This is a genomic window from Cecembia rubra (assembly GCF_003014575.1).
Lineage (GTDB): Bacteria > Bacteroidota > Bacteroidia > Cytophagales > Cyclobacteriaceae > Cecembia_A > Cecembia_A rubra.
Genome location: NZ_PYGF01000006.1, coordinates 40,880 through 60,991, shown reverse-complemented (window position 1 = coordinate 60,991; position 20,112 = coordinate 40,880). Strand labels below are relative to the sequence as shown.

Sequence of the window (20,112 nt, the reverse complement as noted above, 5' to 3'; positions counted from 1 at the left end):
CCATCCTGATATTGAAAGGCTTTCCGCCTGAATTGTTATGAAATTTTGCTCATATGCAGTAGGATTGAGATCGTATGAAGCATCAATGGCATCTATAACAAAAAGGGCATGGTATTTTTTTCCCTTTCTGCAGGAAAGTCAAGTCTAAAGTGACCTCCCTTTCCTCTTCATCTGAAATGTCAACTATATACCAAACTCCATATTTGTCCTTTCTGTCATAAACCACATAATCACCAGGTTTGGAATCCAACACGATACTTTCCTCCCAAGTCATAGAGATATCCACCATAAATTTCAAAAGGTCAGGGTATTTTTCAAGGTTTTCCGGAATGTACCCAATCATGTATTCAGGACTGTAAAAAAAGACAAATAAGGCTTCCTGCTTGGAATTGGCAGTAATTGACCCGGGTAGTTCTCTCCTTCTCACATTGGTTGAGTTCAAAATGAAAAAATCCCAGGAAATAGTCCTTAGGCCCTCCTTTTAATCTTGTGAATGTCAAAATGGTTTCATGCTCTGGTTGTGATTCCCAAAATAGGGACATAACTGAACTCATTCCCACGAGCTGATCCACTGTCCATCCCATTGGGATATGTACGAAGTAGTTCTGTTGGTAAATCAATATTTGTTGGATTATGGGCTGGCAGATTTGTTAATGTCAAATGATAAACAATACATAGGATGAAGAGCCTCATGAATAAAGCTTTTAGAAAATTTATTTTAGATAGGTTAATTATTATCTCCAAATCAATTGAATTTGATTTAAGAAAAAACCAAAAATGCTTAATTTTCATTCTATGACAACATCTCTCAAACTCAGGTTTCTAATTCTTATTTCCTTTATCGCTTTCGTTAGTCTTGGACTTCCGGACGGGTTATTGGGTATTGCTTGGCCATTTATTTCAGATAAATTGGATATTCCTTTGGAAAATCTGGGTGTGTTGCTGATGTTTTTTGTCGCGGGGTATCTAAGTTCCAGTATGACAAGCAGTAAAATTATGTCATGGATAAGTCTGGGCTGGCTTCTTGCTTTCAGTTGTTTCCTTACAGGGGTAAGCCTTTTTGGATTTGCCTTATCCAATCAATGGATTTTTCTGATTTTCTCCGCATACTTTCTGGGATCCGGAGGTGGAGCCATAGATACCTCACTCAATATTTTTGCATCAGCTAATTTCAGTCCCAGTGTTGTCAATTGGCTGCATGCTTTTTATGGAATAGGAGCCACTTCAGGCCCTTTGATCCTTACCTGGTTTTTCACCATGGGCCAGACCTGGAAATCAGGATATTACTTTGTAGGCTCTATCCAAATTTCACTTGGCATCCTTTTCATTCTCAGTTCCAAAATGTGGTTGGTAAAAGAGAAAACCAAAGAAATTAACCAGGAAAAAATTTCATATAGGTTGACCCTCCAAAAACCTTTGGTCTGGCTTAGTATACTGATTTTTTTCGTTTACACCGGGTTGGAGGTGTGTGTAGGTCAATGGACCTTTACCATCCTGACCAAGTCCAGGAGTATTGCTGAAGAATCCGCTGGCCTATGGGTTAGTACTTTTTGGGGGAGCCTTACTTTAGGAAGAATTTTGTTCGGATTTATCCTTAAAAAAATCAGCACAGTGCAGGTTCTTCATCTGGCTATGTTTGGGATAATAATTGGGTCAGGAGCATTTCTGGTTGATGTTTCCAATACTATGAGCTTTTTAGGAATTTTTTTGATCGGATTCTCATGCGCCCCTGTATTTCCTTCCATGATTGCTTTGGTTCCCGGGCTCTTTGGAGAAAAATTCGCAGCGAATATCATTGGTTTCCAGATTTCTGCAGCAATGATTGGAGGAGCTATCCTACCGGCTGTTTCAGGATTTCTTACTGATCCATTTGGTTGGGAAGTCATTCCGATTTCCTTCTTTTTCCAGGCAATTCTATTGGCCCTCTCCTATTATTTCCTCATCAAAAAGCTAAAAATCAAACACAGAAATTATTCACCCGGATTCTAAGAATTTTAAAATCACTACGTTAGGCATCAAACTGAAGACTAAGTGATGAAATTTGCAAATATCATTGTTTTACAATGACAACCTGACTGTCAAAATAGATCGGAAAGAGGCCAAGAAACAAAAGAATCAAATTTTTAGAGAATGAAGCATCCTGTACATACCGGTTGGTGAATGAAGCTATTCAGAGAAGCAATTGATTATGAGGCCGGGAAGGATGGCCAAGTAAATAAATTATGAACCGTGGAACAGTAATTATAAGGCATATTGCAGATTTAAATTCTATCATTCATCCATACCAGATTTTCACCAGTTAAATGATTGATTTCTCATTCATTCGATTTTCATTATGTTGTTAGTACATATAGGGTTAAAATTACCTCAATTTGCTCTAACCTCAAATCCGATTCATAATGAAAAACAGAAGAGAATTTTTGAAGACCACCTTATTGGGAGCAACAGGCTTGTCTTTGGCACCCATGTGGCTTGAAGGGGCTCCTTCCATTATCAAATCCTACAATAAACCAAACTCAAAAATCAACGGGGTACAGATAGGTTGCATTACCTACTCTTACCGAACTATGCAGGACCAAAGTCTTGAGGCAAACATCAAGTATATCAGGGAATCAGGAATCAGTGCTGTAGAAATGATGGGAGAACCTGTAGAATATTTTGCAGGGATGCCACAGCCGGCATTTAATAGAATGCGTGCCTTTCAGCTTGGAGGTAAGCAAAGAAGGGGTGAGGAATTGACCGTAACTGAAAAAGAAGAATTGGCAGATATCAGATCCCAATCAGAGGCCTATTCCAAATTGGTGACGGATTGGAGAAACAAAACCGATTTCAAGAAATTTGAGCAAGCCGCAAAAATGTTTAAAGATGCCGGAATTGAGGTCTATGCTTTCAAGCCCAATGCATTTGGGGTGAATAATACAGATGCAGAAGTAGCTTACGGTATGAAAGCTGCCAAAATTCTCGGTGCCAGCCATATTACTTTAGAACATCCTTCGGATGATAATCAAACCCAGCGTTTAGGCAGATTGGGAGATTCCAATAGAATGAAAGTAGGCTATCATGGACATGAGCAGCAGACTTTTACCTTTTGGGATACAGCCTTAGGCCAAAACAAAAGCAATGGATTGAATTTCGATATAGGTCACTATGTAGCAGCAGGCCATACTGATATGATGGAACTTATTCAAAAACAGCATACCAGAATCTGGAGCATGCATATCAAAGACCGTCAAACGCCAGAAAATGGAAAAGGCAACCTTCCTTGGGGAGCAGGGGACACTCCTGTGGGTGAAATCCTCAGGATGATGCGGGATAAAAAATACAATTTCCCGGCAACTATTGAACTGGAATACCAAGTTGAACAAAGTTCTGATGCAGTAAAAGAAGTACAAAAATGTCTGGAATTCTGCAGGAAAGCCCTAGGATAATCTCTCCGAAATAAAAACCAATAACCTATGATCAAACCTATTACACTTAGGCTTTGCCTTATCTCATCCTTCTTTTTTGTATTAATTTTCTCCTGTAAAAATCAAAAGGATGACCCGAGCATCAAACCTGAAGAAAACCGCTTTACAAAGGTCGTCTTAACTGAAGGAATGGACGAACCCATGGAAATGACCTTTCTGCCGGGAAGAAAGATCCTATTAGTAGAAAGGAAAGGAGCTGTCAAAGTTTTCGATGAAAATACTGGTGAAATGATCGAGGTAGGTTTTGTTCCTGTCAACACCAAATACACCAACAAAGAAGGGATAGTCAGAGAAGCGGAAGAAGGATTGATGGGAGTGATAGCTGACCCCAACTATGAGAAAAACAATTGGATTTACATGTATTATGCAGATCCTGATGTTCCCAAACATGTTTTGGCAAGGTGGGAGTTGAAGGGAAATGAATTGATCAATTCTTCCAAGAAGATCCTTTTGGAAGTGCCCACCCAAAGGGAAGAGTGCTGCCATACTGGCGGAGGAATGGTTTTTGACAAAGATGGAAACCTTTACCTGACTACCGGAAACAACACCGTCAATCCAAGGGAAGGCACCTCCAATCTGGATGAAAGGCCGGGACATGAGAACTCAGATGACCAAAGAGCTCCCGGCAATACCAATGACTTAAGAGGAAAAATCCTCAGGATCAAACCTGAGCCGGATGGTACTTACAGTATTCCAAAGGGAAATTTATTCCCTGTGGGCATGGAAAAAACCAGGCCTGAAATCTATACCATGGGGCATAGAAATCCATGGAGACCAACCTTGGACAGTAAAACAGGCTTTCTCTATTGGGGAGAAGTCGGGCCTGATGCGGTAACGGATTCCATTTGGGGTCCAAAAGGCTATGATGAATTCAATCAGGCCAAAGGGCCTGGTTTTTTCGGATGGCCTTATTTCATTGGGAATAACCAAGCCTACGTACGGCATAACCATGAAACCAATACTTATGGTGAGCCCTATGATGTCAATAATCCTGTAAATGAATCAGTCAACAACACTGGTTTGAGGGAGCTTCCCCCTCCTATTCCGGCCATGATATGGTATCCTTATGGGGTTTCTGAGGAATTCCCTATGTTGGGAAGCTCAGGGAGATCTGCTACTGGAGGGCCTGTATTTAGGAAAGCTGATTTCAAAAAAGAGGCTCCTTTTGTTTTTCCTGCTTATTATGAAGGCAAATGGTTGATTGTGGACTTTATGCGAGGCTGGATAATGGCCGTCACCATGGATAATAATGGAGATTATGTTTCCATGGAGCGCTTCCTTCCCAATGAAACTTTCAGTTCAGCCATAGACATGGACTTCGGACCGGACGGAGCGCTTTATATTTTGGAATATGGCTCAGCCTGGTTCCGTGGCAATCCGAATTCCCGAATTGTCAAAATTGAGTACAATGGGGGAAACCGTAAACCTATGGTTCAGGCTTCGGCAGACAAGAAGGCAGGTGCTGTTCCCTTTACGGCCAACTTATCTTCAGAAGGCACCTTGGATTATGATTCCTATGACCAAGGGAAATTAAAATATGAATGGAAGATTATTTCAGATAAGGGCCAACAAACGCTTTTGAAAGAAAAAAATCCATCGTTTGATTTCAATGAGGCAGGAACATACCAGGTAACTTTGACGGTAACAGACACCAAAGGAGAGCAAAACAGTGCCGGATTCCAGATCTTTGCGGGTAATGAACCTCCACAGGTGAAGATTGATTTTTCGGGTAACCGGACTTTCTATTTTGGACAATCTGAAATACAATATGCCGTCACTGTTTCAGACAAAGAAGACGGCTCTACCAAAGATGGAAAAATCAAAGCAGAAGAAGTTGCCATCACTTTTGATTATGTACCTTCCGGCTTTGACCCAATAGAGATCGCTTCCAAACAAAGCGGCGCCGAAACCATGGCTGTATTAAATATTGGAAAAAATCTGATCGAAGGTAGTGATTGCAAATCCTGTCATCAATATGACAAATCGTCCATAGGCCCAAGCTACTCAGCTGTAGCGGAAAAATATCCAAAGACAGCCAGCAATATCGATTACCTAGTGGACAAAATCCTCAATGGCGGTAGTGGCGTTTGGGGCGATCATGGTATGAGTGCCCATCCCGAACTCAGTGCGTCTGATGCCAAAAGAATGGTAGACTTTATTCTCAGTATGAATGAAGTGAAACCTACAGTTACCCCTTTACCGCTTAGCGGCAGCATAAAACCTAAAATTCCTGAGGGAGAAGATGGACAGGGTGGATTCCTGTTAAGGGCATCTTACTCGGACAAAGGTGCCGGTCAGATAGCTTCCCTGAGCGGAGTGGATTTTGTTGCACTTAAAAACCCATTTGTTGATCCTCAATCTGCTGAACTGAGAAAAGGAGTCAACCTTTTGACTACCCCAAGCATCAACTTCTTTATGGTGGGGGATAGATCTCATATAGGTTTCAAATCCTTTGATCTGTCAGGAGTGGAAGCCATTAACCTTTATGTCAATGTCAGCCCAAGAAATGGAGCTGTGGGAGGCCATATAGAAGTAAGGTTGGGAAGTCCTGAGGGACAAATCATCGGTCAATCCCAAAAAATGGAACCCTTGAACCAGGGATTCAGAAGACCGCCAGCTGGAGTGAACATCATCCAGTGGAGAAGAGAAAATACACCCAAAGCCGAGATCAAAATCGATAAAACCAGCGGTTTACAGGATGTATTTTTCATCTTTAGAAACCCTGAAGCCGGCAAGGAGGATATCCTAATGAGTATTTCTGAAATCCAGTTTTCCAATATAATCACTCAAGATTAACCCATTCTGCTGATAACCCTTAGCCCCCGGCTTGTACTTCCATAAGTCGGGGGATTTTTGAACCTGAAAAACATGAAACCAATTTCTGTTCTCTTTCTTTTATTATTCGCCAGTTTTCAGACAAATGCTCAAAATATCATCAAACTGTATCATGGGAAAGCCCCAGGTTCTGAGACTTGGACATGGACTGAAAAGGTGATTACACCATCTCCGGAAAACCGCATCCTTTATGATGTATCGGAACCTGAATTATTACATTTCCCAGCTTCACAAGATAAAACCAATGGCACTTCAATCATAATAGCCCCTGGAGGTGCTTTTCATATTTTATCCCTTGACAATGAGGGCATCAGGATTGCGGAATGGTTGAATGAATTAGGGATTTCGGCTTTTGTGCTAAAATACCGCTTGGTAAAAAGCCAAACTGATAACCCTTTTGAAACCTTAACACCCTTGATGCAGGACAAAGACAAGCTTGACTCCATCAATGCCCCCGTTGTTGAAATGGCAAAAAATGACGGCATTGAGGCCATGAAATATGTCAGGTCACATGCGAAAGAACTTGAAATCGATCCCAATAAAATTGGTTTCATGGGATTTTCAGCAGGCGGCACAGTCACCATGTCGGTGGCATTAAGTGCTTCTGAAGAATGGAAACCAGATTTTTTGGTACCGGTTTACCTTTACAGAAAAGCAGTCTTAGGTTCGTTAATGCCGCAGAAAAAGACCCCGATTTTCGTGGCTGTTGCTTCTGATGATGAGCTGGACTTTATGCCTCACAGTGTATCCCTCTATCAGGATTGGTTTGCAGCAGGCCATCCATCAGAATTACACGTGTATGAAAATGGAGGTCACGGATTTGGCTTTGCAAGAAAGGGCACCAGCTCTGACCAATGGGTCAAAGATTTTGAGCATTGGCTTCGCATTAGAGGGCTTATTGATTTTCAATGAAATGAGACCAGGTAGATTGGGCTTTATCAAGCCTTCAACACCACCTGATTTGATAAACCTTTGATTATGATTATCTTGCTTTATCACCAGTTCAAGGAAACAATATGCAGAAAGGCTATGACCATAAAGAGGGAAAAACCGGGCATACCCTTAACTTACCAGGTAACCCTACCACTTCCATCAACAGGAGTAACCGCCTCAATGACAGGTCAAACGGGAAGTCTTTAAGGATGCTCAATGAGGAAGATTGGCAATTTTGGATTCAGAATGGTTATGTCATCATCAAAAATGCCGTGCCCAATGCACAGGTCAAAGCAACTGCAGACTTTTTATGGGAATTTGAGGACAAGGATCCAGACAATCCAGATACTTGGTATAAAAACCCCTATAACGAAATGGAAATGAAGGAATTGGTAGGGACCGGGATGGTGGAGGTGTATAACCATCAGCATCTTTGGAACAACCGGCAAATGCCAAAAATCTATGATGCCTTTGTTGACATTTGGGGAACAGAAAAACTCTGGGTGACCATTGATCGGGCCAATTTAAATTTTCCAATCCGGCCCGGCCATGAATATAAGGCATTCATCCATTGGGATTATGATCCTGAAACCAAGCCCCAGAATGTGCAGGGGGTCCTGGCCTTGGCAGACCAAACGGATGAAAACATGGGCGGATTTCAGTGTATCCCCGAACTTTACCGGGAGTATGACACCTGGAAGCTAACTCAACCAGCAGATAGAAACCGATTCCTTCCTGATATCAGCGGCATGGAAAGTAAGATTGTGAAGGTCAAACTTGAAGCAGGAGATTTATTGATTTTTAATAGTCTTTTACCACATGGCATCCGTGCTAACCGTTCCGACAAAGTCAGGATCGCACAGTATATCTCTATGGTGCCCGCTGAGGAGGAGAATGAAGCAGTTCGGCAATGGCGCATCAATTCCTGGAAAAACAGAACCGCTCCTACCGGGTATGCATTTCCCGGAGATCCCAGAAACTGGGAACAAACCAGATATGAAACAGCCGTTTTATCCCCTTTGGGCAGAAAATTGCTGGGATTAGATAGGTGGTGATATTTCTGTGATTTAGGTTTACTTTAAGATTTTATAAGAAAGCAAATTCCTTATTTGGGTTGCGGTTTAAGTCTATTCTCAGGGATTTCACGGAAAAATCCCCCTATATCACGGGTTTATATGATTGACCACTGGGTTTAAAGGAGAATTAATAACCTCTCCAACCTTAGCTCCAGGGCACCATGTGTTCCAATCATTTATTTGGTTTTGGTTTTCAGGTTGTTTAAGCTTAGCTTCTGCATCCATAAATATAACGGTCATTACTTTCCTTGTTTGATTCGTTTTATTGGCACCTGCCCGGTGAAAAACCCAACCGGAATGAAAACTCACGTCTCCCAATTCAAACGGTTCAATGACATGCTCAAAATTATTAATACGTAATTTTTGCTTTAGCCGTGCTTCTGATTCATCTCCAATTTCCAAGTCTCTCCCAAAAAGTAACTGATGGCTTTTGGCAGAAAATTCCAAAGGTCCCATTTCCAAAGGCGTTTCTTGTAAAGGTATCCAAGCAGTAATTGTTTTATCTGTATCAATAGGCCAGTAATATTGATCAGCATGCCAAGGAGTTATTCCTCCTCCAGCTTCTTTAAATAGTGCTTGGTCATGATAAATCCTTACCTTCTCACATCCCATCAATCCTGCAGCAATGCTCGCCAACCTTTTGCTCAACACAAGTTCTTTGATGGTCTCATTGTGCCTCCATAAGTTGAAAAGCTGAAGGAATGCCTTTCCATAGGTATCTCTTTCCTCTAATGGCTTACTTTGTTGATTCAATTTTTCTACCTCCTTGGAAATGATAGATCCAAAAATCCGGACCTCATCCGGATTTAAGACATTTTTTAATTTGATAAATCGGTTTTCATCGTAAAAAGCAACTTGCTCCTGTGTTAGCGGATAAACATCTTGAATGGTTGAATGGCTCATAGTTTTAATTTTTTACCAAAATTAAAAAGATGGTATGAATGCAAGTTTTTCAAATTTTACGCAATTATTTACATATTTTACGCTATATTTTAATTAAAAATTTTTATACACCATAAAATAAAACAAGTGAGGCCCCATCTTGAAGAAATTACCCCCATTTATAAATCCAAGTCCTTCCAATTCTTAAAATTAGAGATGGAAGCATTCCCACACCTTTGGCATTACCATCCTGAAATTGAGCTGACATATATCCAACAAGGAAGAGGAATCCGATATGTAGGTGATCAGATTGATGCTTTCCAGGAAGGGGATTTGGTGTTACTGGGCGAAAACTTACCCCATACCTGGGCTACCCAAGGGGAACAAAAAAGTACCATACAATGTGGAATTGTCTTCCAGTTTCCATTAGCATTATTCCGAAATTTCCCAGAAATGTCCCATATAGTAGATTTTTTGAAATGCGCAGAAAAAGGTTACCTCTTCCCAAATCCATCCGAAGAAATCATCCAAACCATTATTGGTTTTGAACATTTGAGTCCAACCGATCAACTTTTATCTTTGATCGGCTTGATAGCTAATCTTGAAAAACAAGAGAAAACAAGATTATCCAATTCACTTGATTACAACCTAAACCACATTCATAAAGAAAACTTTAGAATCAACCGGATTAAAGGTTATTTACACGAAAATTTTAATCAAAAAATCGAATTGGAGCATATTGCAAAAATGATCCCAATGAGTCCGACATATTTTAGTGCTTGGTTCAAGCGATCAATGGGCCACTCTTTGATCACTTATGTCAATAAATTAAGAATTGAACAGGCCAGCAGATGGATTTTGTCCACAGATTGGGATATAGCAGAAATAGCCTACAAAGTAGGTTTTCAACAAGTCTCTCATTTTAATAGAGTTTTCAAAAAAGAAAAAAATATGGCTCCCACAACATTTAAGGAAAAACATACTAAAAAACCCTGAGACAAGGTATTGGAATTTTCATAACGCAAAACATAATCACAACCGACACGATCTGACAATTCCCTTTTCTTCAGATCGGTCCTTCAGACATCTGATTTTATTGAACATTTCATTTTCCCAGGGCCTCGCCCCGGGCTATCACAGAGCGGCCCTTCAGGCCTTATCGGTTATTCAGAAACTAATGCTTAATAGGATAGGATTATTCATTCTGAAATCCGACTTTCGAAATCCCCCTTTTTACTTTTGCCTTTTTACTTGGCTCTTATTCCTACGCAGCAAACTGGCCCTGGCTAATACAGAACGGCCCTTCAAGCCTTAAGGGATCCGAAATAATCAAGGACACCAAAAGCCTGAAAGGCTGACCAGTGACAGCTCAGACTAAAGCTTGCTGAAGTCTGGGCAAAGATGACCCAAGATTGAACCAGAGGCCTGAAGGGCCGACCTGTTTAATTCATTAAATTGAATCGATAAAAACCAAATTAAAATGATTTGACTGGGCATTTGCCTTCAATCACCGATCGGTCCTTCAGACCTCATGGGATTAATGAGGTGTCATTTTACCTAGGGCTTTGCCCTAGGCTGTAACAGAGCGGCCCTTCAGGGCTTATCGGTTATTCAGAAACTAATGCTTAATAGGATAAGATTATTCATTCCGAAATCCGACTTTCGACATCCCCCTTTTTATTTTTGCCTTTTTACTTGGCTCTTATTCCTACGCAACAAACTGGCTCTGGCTAATACAGAACGGCCCTTCAAGCCTTAAGGGATCCGAAATAATCAAGGACACCAAAAGCCTGAAAGGCTGACCAGTGACAGCTCAGACTAAAGCTTGCGGAAGTCTGGGCAAAGATGACCCAAGATTGAACCAGAGGCCTGAAGGGCCGACCTGTTTAATTCATTAAATTGAATCGATAAAAACCAAATTAAAATGATTTGACTGGGCATTTGCCTTCAATCACCGATCGGTCCTTCAGACCTCATGGGATTAATGAGGTGTCATTTTACCTAGGGCTTTGCCCTAGGCTGTAACAGAGCGGCCCTTCAGGCCCTATCGGTTATTCAGAAACTAATGCTTAATAGGATAAGATTATTCATTCCGAAATCCGACTTTCGACATCCCCCTTTTTACTTTTGCCTTTTTACTTGGCTCTTATTCCTACGCAGCAAACTGGCTCTGGCTAATACAGAACGGCCCTTCAGGGCTTATCGGTTATTCAGAAACTAATGCTTAATAGGATAAGATTATTCATTCCGAAATCCGACTTTCGAAATCCCCCTTTTTACTTTTGCCTTTTTACTTGGCTCTTATTCACATTCCCACCCTACATCCTGGACCCTCGCTAAATTAGTCAACTGGACTAATTTTTAACGCTCGGTCCCCCTTTCCCTCCTCTGGATAATCTCATTGGCCTTATCTTTACTTACCCCAAAAACCTTCCCATCCAGGGCATCTTTCATAAAATCATCAATATATCGCTGAGAGATATCCGTATTATCCTTATATTTTTCTCTGAGTGCCTCCAGTCTTCGGTGAAGATCTGCTTTGATTTCTACATAGGCAGGATCATCATAGAAATTTTTTAGTTCCATGGGATCCTTATTCCTGTCCAATAATTCCCATTGATCCTCAACATAATAATAATGCACCAATTTGTAGTCCTTGGTCACAATGGCATAGTGCCTGTTGACCATGTGCTCAGCAGGATATTCATAATAATGGTAATACACTGCGTCACGCGTCCACTTATTTTCTTGGCCGGTCAATATAGGAATCAGGCTTTCCCCCTGCATATCCGAGGGTGCTTCAATTCCTGCAGCCTCAAGAAAAGTTTGCGCAAAATCGAGATTTTGAACCAGTTCGTCTGAACGGGAACCCGCTTTCACTTTCCCAGGCCATGAAATCAGGAGAGGTGTCTTGAAGGATTCGTCATAAATAAATCGTTTGTCAAACCAACCGTGTTCGCCCAAATAAAATCCTTGGTCCGAAGTGTACACAATAATCGTATTTTCCATCAGGTCATTGGCTTCCAGATAATCCAAAAGCCTGCCCATATTTTCATCTACGGCCTGAATTGTACCCAGATAATCCTGCATGTAGCGCTGGTATTTCCAGCGCATTTTATCCTCTTCTGACATGGAAGGATAAGCTTTGCCAAATTCTTCATTGACTTTTCCATAGGTATTCATAAAAGCCTCCTTTTGTGCATCATTGAATCGGCTATATTCAAAATCATACCTTCTTTTATCAAATCCGATTTCAGGAATTCCAAGTTTATCCATCAATTCAGGAAATACCTTATGGTCTCCGGCCCAACTCATATGCTTTAATATATTCATCTCTGCTTCTCCGGCCGGAGTAGTCCTTCCAGAATAATCGTCAAACAAGGTTGCTGGCTCTGGGAAATTCTTATTAGTAAACTCCTCTAAATGCCTTTCAGCCATCAACCAAGACCTATGTGGCGCCTTATGCAAGTACATCAACATAAACGGCTGATCCTCTTTCCTCTCATTTTCCAGCCAATCCAAAGTCATATCTGTAATGATATCAGTCACATAACCGTCAACAGTGATATTGCCTTCATATTTGGTTATGAATTCCGGATTGTAATATGCCCCTTGACCAGGCAAGATTTTAAATTGGTCAAAACCTTTGGGATTATTACCAAAATGCAGTTTACCGAACATAGCTGTCTGATAGCCTGCTTGCTGTAGAATTTGTGGAAAAGTGATATTGGTAGTATCAAAATGAAAGTGATTGTCAACTTTTCCATTGAGATGGGAATGTTTACCTGTGAGAATTGTAGCCCGTGAAGGGGCACAGATGGAATTGGTCACGCTTGCATTGGTAAAGAGCATTCCCATTTCGGCCAGCCTGTCGATGTTTGGCGTTTGGATAAGCCTGTTATCATAAGCAGAAATAGCCTGATAGGCATGGTCATCAGACATGATGAATATAATATTGGGTCTTTTGGAAACTACAGTCTCGGATGATTTGGGGCTGCAGGCCAAAATCAGGACCAAAAGGATCAATGCCCATTGGAATCTATTGGCAATCTTCATAGGTTATAGGAAGCAAGGTTTGGCTTAAAAGTAAAAAACAAAACCCATATTAATCCGAAGAGTATAAAATTTTATACAGGTGGCAGGGCAAAATATTTCCCAAAAATGCGTTTTATTTGCTAAATCTTTCGCCAACCTACACTATGTCATCCGCTACCGACCGTCAGATTATTTCTGGTTTTATAATGGCCCTATCCGCTGCTATTTTCTGGGGAATTTCAGGTACCTGTGCCCAATTTTTGTTTGAAAAAAGAAATGTTGATCCTGCATGGCTGGTCTCCTGGAGGATGCTTATTGCAGGAATTATACTTGTTGCTTTTGCTATCATACGGAAAAATTCAGATGTCTGGAAAATCTGGAGAAAACCAAAGGATGCCTTACAAGTCCTGCTTTTTGGTATACTGGGAATGGTAGCAGTACAGTTCACCTACTTCTACAGCATAAGTCTTTCCAATGCTGCAACAGCAACAGTCCTCCAATATATTGGTCCTGTATTTGTAGTGGCATTTTACGCCATCAAAAACAGACGCTGGCCCATTTTTATGGAATATCTTGCTTTAATCCTGGCCCTTACCGGAACTTTCCTTTTGGTCACCCACGGGAGTCTGGACACTTTGGTCATTTCTGAGGCTGCCCTGTTTTGGGGCATAATAGCAGCAATTGCCCTGGCATTTTACACCATTCAGCCAGTACAATTACTCAGAAGTTATTCCGCACCGACTGTCACAGGATGGGGTATGTTGATAGGAGGTATTTCCTTTTCACTCTTTACAAACCCTTGGGAAAGTTCAGGTATCTGGGATCCTGGAACTTGGACGGCATTCTCTTACATTATCTTATTTGGAACGGTTATCTCCTTTTCCATTTTCCTGGCCTCACTAAATTACATAGGTGCCCAGACGGCGAGTTTGCTATGTTCAGTGGAACCCCTTTCTGCGGCACTTACTGCTGTGGTTTGGTTAAATCTTCAGTTTACCTTTATGGATTGGTTAGGCACTTTAGTCATTATCATAACTGTGGCCATCTTGACTTTAGCCAAGAAGGTCAAGAAAAGTAAAGTTCCTATTACACCGGTGGAAAAGCCGATCAACTTTTAAGGAATCAATAAGCTTTAGAATTAAACCTCCTGAACCTAAAATCATTACAGCTTACTATCGCCATTATTTCCAAATAAATGGATCAATCAAATAACAATCTCAAAACTGAAATACTTGCAGGGATCAGTACCTTTCTTGCCTCTTTTTACATCATAGTAGTAAATCCTGCTATCCTTGCTGCAGCAGATATGCCCTTTTCAGGAGTATTGACAGCTACAGTTCTGGTTTCTGCTTTTGGAAGCATAATGATGGGTTTGTATGCCAAAAACCCCATCGTAGTAGCTCCGGGCATGGGGATCAATGCCTTTTTTGCCTACACTGCTGTAAAAGGTTATGGACTCAGCTATGAAGAAGCTTTGGGAGCGGTTTTTTGGTCAGGAGTGATTTTTCTTTTGCTATCGGCATTCAAAACCAGGGAAAAAATCATCGCCGCTATTCCTTCTGCTATCCGCCATTCTGTAGCTGCTGGAATAGGGCTTTTTATTTGCTTTATTGGCTTTCAAAACGCCCATTTTATCATAGATAATCCAGAAACTCTGGTAAGCGTTGCCTCATTACAGAATCCCGTGAGTTTGACATTTCTTTTGGGATTATTTGTAACAGGTGCTTTGGTTATCAGAAAAGTAAGCGGGGCCATCATCTATGGAATTTTGTTTACCACCCTATTAGCCTGGCCAATTGGCAGGTGGTGGGGTGATGCTTCAGCGATAAATTTTGGATTGGGTACTTTGGTCAATTACAACGGCGCTTTTTCCTTGCCCGATTTCAGCTTGGTAGGCAAAGCAGACATCCTTGGATCCCTGAAGTTTTCCTATTTATCAGTCATATTTGTATTCACTTTCACCATCCTTTTTGATGGTATTTCTACCTTTGTCGGGCTTTCGGAAGCATCCGGTCTCAAAGATCCAGATGGAACTCCAAGAAATATGCGTCAATCCTTATTGACAGATGCGTTTGCTACATTATTTGCAGGATTGGTTGGAAGCAGTTCGGGCACTGCTTTTATTGAGTCCGCGGTTGGAATTGAGGCGGGAGGCAGGACAGGAAAAACAGCCATCACTGCGGGGCTTTTGTTTTTGCCTTTCATGTTTCTTTCACCTTTGCTGTCTATTATTCCATCTATTGCAAGTTCCATTGCCTTGGTATTGGTAGGTTCATTTATGATCATACCAGCAGCCATGATCGATTGGAAAAAGTATGAAGAAGCCATTCCTGCGTTTCTTACCATGGTTTTGATCCCGTTCACATACAGTTTGTCCACAGGGATATCATTTGGATTTGTAAGTTGGACCATCCTGAAAATCCTTTCCGGCAAAGCAAAAGAGATAAACCCCATCTTAATCATCATTTCTCTACTGTCCTTAATCTTCCTTTGGCAATGAAAAAAGCACTGCTATTATATTTCTTTCTGATTCTTCAACTTAGTGCCCAAGCCCAAAAAATTGCCATCATGGGCGCTTTGGATCAGGAAATAGCTATTCTTTTGGATCAAATGAAAAAACAGAAAAAGGTAAACAAAGGAGGAATTGATTTTTTTACTGGGAAACTCCAAGGTAAAAAAGTAGTTGTTCTTAAAGCTGGAGTCGGCAAAGTCAATGCTTCTTACAGTACTGCAGTTTTGACTCAAAATTTCAAAATAGAATCACTTATTTTCACCGGAGTAGCGGGAGGATTACATCCCGAATCCCTTCCAGGGGATTTGGTAATAGGGGAAAAACTCATACAGCACGATTTTGGAAAGTTTGATTCCACGGGCTTCTCGGTGACTCCTTACCGTAAACTTACTGGAGGCCATTTGGAAAATCTTTATGTAGATGCAGATAAAAAACTGTTAATAAAATGTTTAATGGCAGCCGGAAAAGTAGATTTTGGTCCAATTGCAGAAAGGCATCCCAAAGTATTTTCAGGTGTGATCGCAACAGGTGACATGTTTGTCAGCAGCAATGAAAAAGCATTTTGGCTATATGAAGAATTTGAGGCCTTGGCCACTGAAATGGAAGGAGCTGCAGTAGGGCATTTGTGCCAAACTTTAAATATTCCTTTCATCGTTATCAGAAGCCTCAGTGATAATGCCAATAACAATGCCCGTATAGATTTTAATCAATTTGTAGAACCTGCATCCATTAACTCCGCCAAACTGGTATTGGCAATCTTAGAAGAGATGGGCAATTGACATCCTTAATTACAATTCATTATCAGGAAATTTCCTGATTTAGGTCATGATTTTTTTAGGCAAAAGACCCTAATATCGTTTGTTCATTCAAACTATTAGGCTATGTCCCAAACCATAAAACTTACCACAGCCCAGACAAGCGGATTGGTAATTTTGCGCTTGTTTGTAGGTTGGCATTTTCTCTACGAAGGTGTTATCAAACTGTACAGTCCTTCATGGACTGCAAAGGGTTATTTACTCAGTGCCACTTATATGAAAAATTTCTTCCAGTGGCTTGCCGGAGAATCTATGATTTCAATCGTAGATACCCTAAATATTGCGGCACTACTGATTGTAGGATTAGGATTGATCCTTGGCTATAAGACCAAGCTGGTTAGCATCATTGGTATAGGTTTGTTATTGATGTATTACTTTGCCCATCCCCCATTTCCGGGATATCCACAAGGGATTACGGAAGGCAGCTATTGGATCATCAATAAGAACTTGATTGAAGCAGCTGCTTTAATGGTCATCTTCCTATTCCCAACTTCCAAAGTCTTGGGATTGGAAAGACTTTGGGCCAAGAAAAATGTCCAAGCATCCACTACCTAATTCTCTACGATCATGACAAACGACAAAAAATTATTCAGAGGATTCTCGAGAAGGGATTTATTGAAAAGTCTGGCAGGTGTTCCAATAATAGGGGCAGTTTGGTATGCCGGTCTAAGCAATACAGAAAAAGCTAAACTGGAAAGGGAGTTTTTGCTTGAAAAATTGAATATAAAAGCCACTCCTCCCCCTGCATCGGGCCCCATGAGCGGGGAGCCCCTGCGTGTTGGTCTTATTGGATTTGGAATCAGAGGGGAGCAATTGATGCGCTCCCTGGGTTTTGCTACCAATGAATGGTTGGAAGATATGGCCAAATCAGCTTTAGAAAATCCAAATGACAAGAGATTAGAAGATTTCAAAGCCCAGGAAAATCTAAACGTTAAATTGACTGCCATCTGTGACATTTTTGATGTCCGAGCGGAAAAAGCCCTTCGTTCTTTCAACAGCAATGGAAATAGCTGCAAAAGGTATAAAAGCCATTTGGAATTAATAAACAGTGGTGAAATAGATGCTGTGATCATTGCTACACCTGACCATTGGCATGCACCTATGGCAAAAGCTGCTGTAGAAGCAGGTGTGCATGTATATCTCGAAAAACCTATGACCCATACTATACAGGAGACATACGAATTGAGAGATGCAGTAACAAAAAATCCAGATGTTGTTTTTGCTGTGGGACACCAGCACCGGCAGACGCAAAGTTTCCTTACTGCTATGGATGCCATCTCCAAAAACACTTTGGGACATATTTCCATGATTATGACCACAACCAACAGAAATGATGACAATGGTGCATGGCAATATGAAATCCATCCCGAAGCTTCCACTGCCACCATTGACTGGAACGAATTTTTGGGAAATGCCCCTAAGATCCCTTTTAATGCGGAACATTTCTTCCGCTGGAGAAAATGGTGGGCATATGGTTCTGGCTTATCAGGAGATTTGTTGACCCATGATTATGACAGAATCAATTGTATCCTAAAAATGGGTATTCCTAAATATGTCACTGCTTCGGGTGGAATTTACACCCATAGAGATGGCAGGAACGTTCCGGATGTCATGCATATCAACATGGAATTTCCGGATTTTACAACGGGTGGCAGTCAGGAAGCTGGAAAAGAAAAAGGGATGACCATGGTATATAGCGCAACTTTGGGCAATCAATTCGACCGGGGCACCCTCCTGATGGGACATGATGCATCCATGGAACTTGGCAATACACTTTCTATTTATGCCGATCCAAGGTCTACTAAATACCGGGAGATGATCAAAGAAGGAAGAATTGACCCAAAAGTCCCTATCTACCAGTACGATCCAAGTGCCAATGGCGTGGATGCAGTCACCTCTGCCACCGCTAAGTACTTTGCTGACAAAGGCCTTCTCTGGACCTATCGGGATGGCAAAAGGGTAGACTCTACATTCCTCCACATCAGGGAATGGCTAAGCTGTATCCGAAATGGGGGAACTCCCAGCTGCGGAATTCAAGAAGGATTTGAAGAAGCTATCACTGCACATATGGGTGGACTTTCCTATAAATTGGGCAGGAGAATTGAGTGGGATGAAGCAAATGAACAGATCCTCGCACTTCCCGGTGAGGATTTGGATGCAGTATTACTCAATAATGAAGTTTAATCAGCACCTCCCATTTTTTACTGAAGCTACAAGCAAAATGCCCTCCACCATATCCATTGGCGGAGGGCTTATTTATTTGCTTTTCAATAAAGTTTACAGAGTGGGATTTGGCACCCTTAATCAACTTTTTTCAATGTAATTTCTTTCAAATCAAGCAATGCCTCTTCTTCAAAGTGTACGGCAGGTTTAAACTCTATTTGGACATATCCGGATTTCAAAGGGATTTTGCCAATAGATTTTTTCTTGAATGTCTCCCAGGAGCCTGATTTATCTACGATACCCTTCAGTGACTGATCACCGGCTTGGAGAAGAAATTCCTTTCCAGCTTCCTCGTCTGAAACTGACCATTCCAGCCAAACTTCATAAACACCACCTGAAGGTACATCAACATCCCATACCACCTTATCTTTGGAAGTAAACCAACCAAAAGCCCTCCAATCAGGCATGTACTTTATTTCAGGACCGATTCCTTTTCCATTTTCAGCTGTTAATCTCAACTGTCCATTGGAAGAAATACGTACCAATTGAGGGTTATTGACAGTATCAGAAACCGCTTCCCTTGCGCTTTTTACATATTGGGCAATAGTCCCGATCGGTGCAGACCAAATTCCATTGGCTGGATCGTTGATATATGCTCCCAGTTCACTCAACATATTCAAATAGGTGGCCTGACTTCCGGATTCCTTGGTATCATGCCCAACCAAAACAAGCCATTGACCATTCTTTTGAGCTGACTCAATCAAAGGAAGTATATCCTTAAAACTTTTCTCATCCATTCCCATTCCTGTCACCTGTGCCAAATCTACAAAAAAAGGATCTGAAGCGACTTCATTTCCAGCTCCCCTACCCGCCAAAAACATGGATGAAACCATTGGAACAAGGCTTTGTGTAAATTCCCCTTTTCCGACAAAAGTCTGACCACAAGGATAAGCGTAAACCAAGGGAGTCACTCCCAATAAATCCCGTATCTGTTCATTTGCAAGAATTAACTCATTTTGCATCCTGTCCAAAGTATAATTCTCAATTGCCTTATCCCTTGCCCATGGAAAATTCCCACTACAGGGATGGATTATTGAATGGTTTCCGATTTCATGGCCAGCTGCTATCGCCTCTTTCCAAGCACCGATATTAGCCTGCACTGCTGACGGAAGTACAAAAAATGTAGCTTTTATACCATAATTATTCAATAATGGAATTCCTAATTCTAGATTACTTTTTCTGGCATCGTCAAAACTTAAACTCAATGCCATTTTTTTACCTTCCGGCCAAGGGAATTTAGAAGTTTGTGCCTCCAAATGGAAAATGTTAGCTACACATAGAATTCCTAGTGCAAACAGGATCTGAAGACCTTTTTTTATCTGTTTCATAGAATA

15 protein-coding genes are annotated in these 20,112 nt (G+C 41.2%); 11 read left to right on the top strand and 4 right to left on the bottom strand.

The features are described from left to right. Nucleotides 1–82: 82 nt before the first annotated feature. Nucleotides 83–427 (bottom strand): glycoside hydrolase family 97 C-terminal domain-containing protein, encoded by a 345-nt coding sequence (locus tag CLV48_RS11760; RefSeq protein WP_146140094.1) that lies wholly within the window; start codon nucleotides 425–427, stop codon nucleotides 83–85. A gap of 368 nt (nucleotides 428–795) precedes the next feature. Here CLV48_RS11760 and CLV48_RS11750 point away from each other — a divergent pair, with 368 nt between their 5' ends. From CLV48_RS11750 to CLV48_RS11730, 5 genes are all read left to right on the top strand, one after another. After that, entirely contained in the window at nucleotides 796–1,989 is a 1,194-nt protein-coding gene (locus tag CLV48_RS11750; protein WP_106567661.1) for an MFS transporter, read from the top strand. 410 nt (nucleotides 1,990–2,399) lie between these two features. Beyond that, the gene (locus CLV48_RS11745) at nucleotides 2,400–3,428 is read left to right on the top strand and encodes a sugar phosphate isomerase/epimerase family protein (RefSeq protein WP_106567485.1); all 1,029 of its coding nucleotides are present in this window, start codon (nucleotides 2,400–2,402) and stop codon (nucleotides 3,426–3,428) included. Between the two features lie 27 nt (nucleotides 3,429–3,455). Continuing rightward, a complete protein-coding gene (locus CLV48_RS11740; protein WP_106567484.1) occupies nucleotides 3,456–6,263 on the top strand; it encodes a PQQ-dependent sugar dehydrogenase in 2,808 nt (935 codons plus the stop codon). Nucleotides 6,264–6,335: 72 nt separating this feature from the next. Continuing rightward, a complete protein-coding gene (locus CLV48_RS11735) occupies nucleotides 6,336–7,214 on the top strand; it encodes an alpha/beta hydrolase (protein WP_106567483.1) in 879 nt (292 codons plus the stop codon). Between the two features lie 104 nt (nucleotides 7,215–7,318). After that, nucleotides 7,319–8,290: a phytanoyl-CoA dioxygenase family protein gene (locus CLV48_RS11730; RefSeq protein ID WP_106567482.1), complete on the top strand. Its 972-nt coding sequence runs from the start codon at nucleotides 7,319–7,321 to the stop codon at nucleotides 8,288–8,290. Nucleotides 8,291–8,398: 108 nt separating this feature from the next. On the opposite strand, the gene CLV48_RS11725 is transcribed toward CLV48_RS11730, so the two are convergent. Beyond that, the gene (locus CLV48_RS11725) at nucleotides 8,399–9,214 is read right to left on the bottom strand and encodes a phytanoyl-CoA dioxygenase family protein (protein ID WP_106567481.1); all 816 of its coding nucleotides are present in this window, start codon (nucleotides 9,212–9,214) and stop codon (nucleotides 8,399–8,401) included. A gap of 195 nt (nucleotides 9,215–9,409) precedes the next feature. On the opposite strand from CLV48_RS11725, the gene CLV48_RS11720 reads away from it, so the two are divergent. Beyond that, the gene (locus CLV48_RS11720; protein ID WP_245889542.1) at nucleotides 9,410–10,189 is read left to right on the top strand and encodes an AraC family transcriptional regulator; all 780 of its coding nucleotides are present in this window, start codon (nucleotides 9,410–9,412) and stop codon (nucleotides 10,187–10,189) included. Between the two features lie 1,365 nt (nucleotides 10,190–11,554). On the opposite strand, the gene CLV48_RS11715 is transcribed toward CLV48_RS11720, so the two are convergent. Further along, on the bottom strand, nucleotides 11,555–13,249 hold the full coding sequence (locus tag CLV48_RS11715; protein WP_106567479.1) for a sulfatase family protein: 1,695 nt from the start codon (nucleotides 13,247–13,249) through the stop codon (nucleotides 11,555–11,557). A 143-nt stretch (nucleotides 13,250–13,392) separates the two neighbouring features. On the opposite strand from CLV48_RS11715, the gene CLV48_RS11710 reads away from it, so the two are divergent. The 5 genes from CLV48_RS11710 (at nucleotide 13,393) to CLV48_RS11690 (ending at nucleotide 18,739) form a co-directional block, all read left to right on the top strand. Further along, nucleotides 13,393–14,346: an EamA family transporter gene (locus CLV48_RS11710; RefSeq protein ID WP_106567478.1), complete on the top strand. Its 954-nt coding sequence runs from the start codon at nucleotides 13,393–13,395 to the stop codon at nucleotides 14,344–14,346. 77 nt (nucleotides 14,347–14,423) lie between these two features. Beyond that, nucleotides 14,424–15,728 carry an NCS2 family permease gene (locus CLV48_RS11705; RefSeq protein WP_106567477.1) on the top strand — a complete coding sequence of 435 codons (1,305 nt, stop codon included), beginning with the start codon at nucleotides 14,424–14,426 and terminating at the stop codon, nucleotides 15,726–15,728. After that, nucleotides 15,725–16,519 (top strand): 5'-methylthioadenosine/adenosylhomocysteine nucleosidase, encoded by a 795-nt coding sequence (locus CLV48_RS11700; protein ID WP_106567476.1) that lies wholly within the window; start codon nucleotides 15,725–15,727, stop codon nucleotides 16,517–16,519. Before CLV48_RS11705 ends, CLV48_RS11700 begins: the two co-directional genes overlap by 4 nt. Nucleotides 16,520–16,621: 102 nt before the next feature. After that, complete coding sequence (locus CLV48_RS11695; RefSeq protein WP_106567475.1) at nucleotides 16,622–17,110, top strand: DoxX family membrane protein; 489 nt, start codon at nucleotides 16,622–16,624, stop codon at nucleotides 17,108–17,110. A 12-nt stretch (nucleotides 17,111–17,122) separates the two neighbouring features. After that, the gene (locus tag CLV48_RS11690; protein WP_106567474.1) at nucleotides 17,123–18,739 is read left to right on the top strand and encodes a Gfo/Idh/MocA family protein; all 1,617 of its coding nucleotides are present in this window, start codon (nucleotides 17,123–17,125) and stop codon (nucleotides 18,737–18,739) included. 116 nt (nucleotides 18,740–18,855) lie between these two features. On the opposite strand, the gene CLV48_RS11685 is transcribed toward CLV48_RS11690, so the two are convergent. Beyond that, the gene (locus CLV48_RS11685; RefSeq protein WP_106567473.1) at nucleotides 18,856–20,106 is read right to left on the bottom strand and encodes a polysaccharide deacetylase family protein; all 1,251 of its coding nucleotides are present in this window, start codon (nucleotides 20,104–20,106) and stop codon (nucleotides 18,856–18,858) included. Between the last annotated feature and the right edge of the window lie 6 nt (nucleotides 20,107–20,112).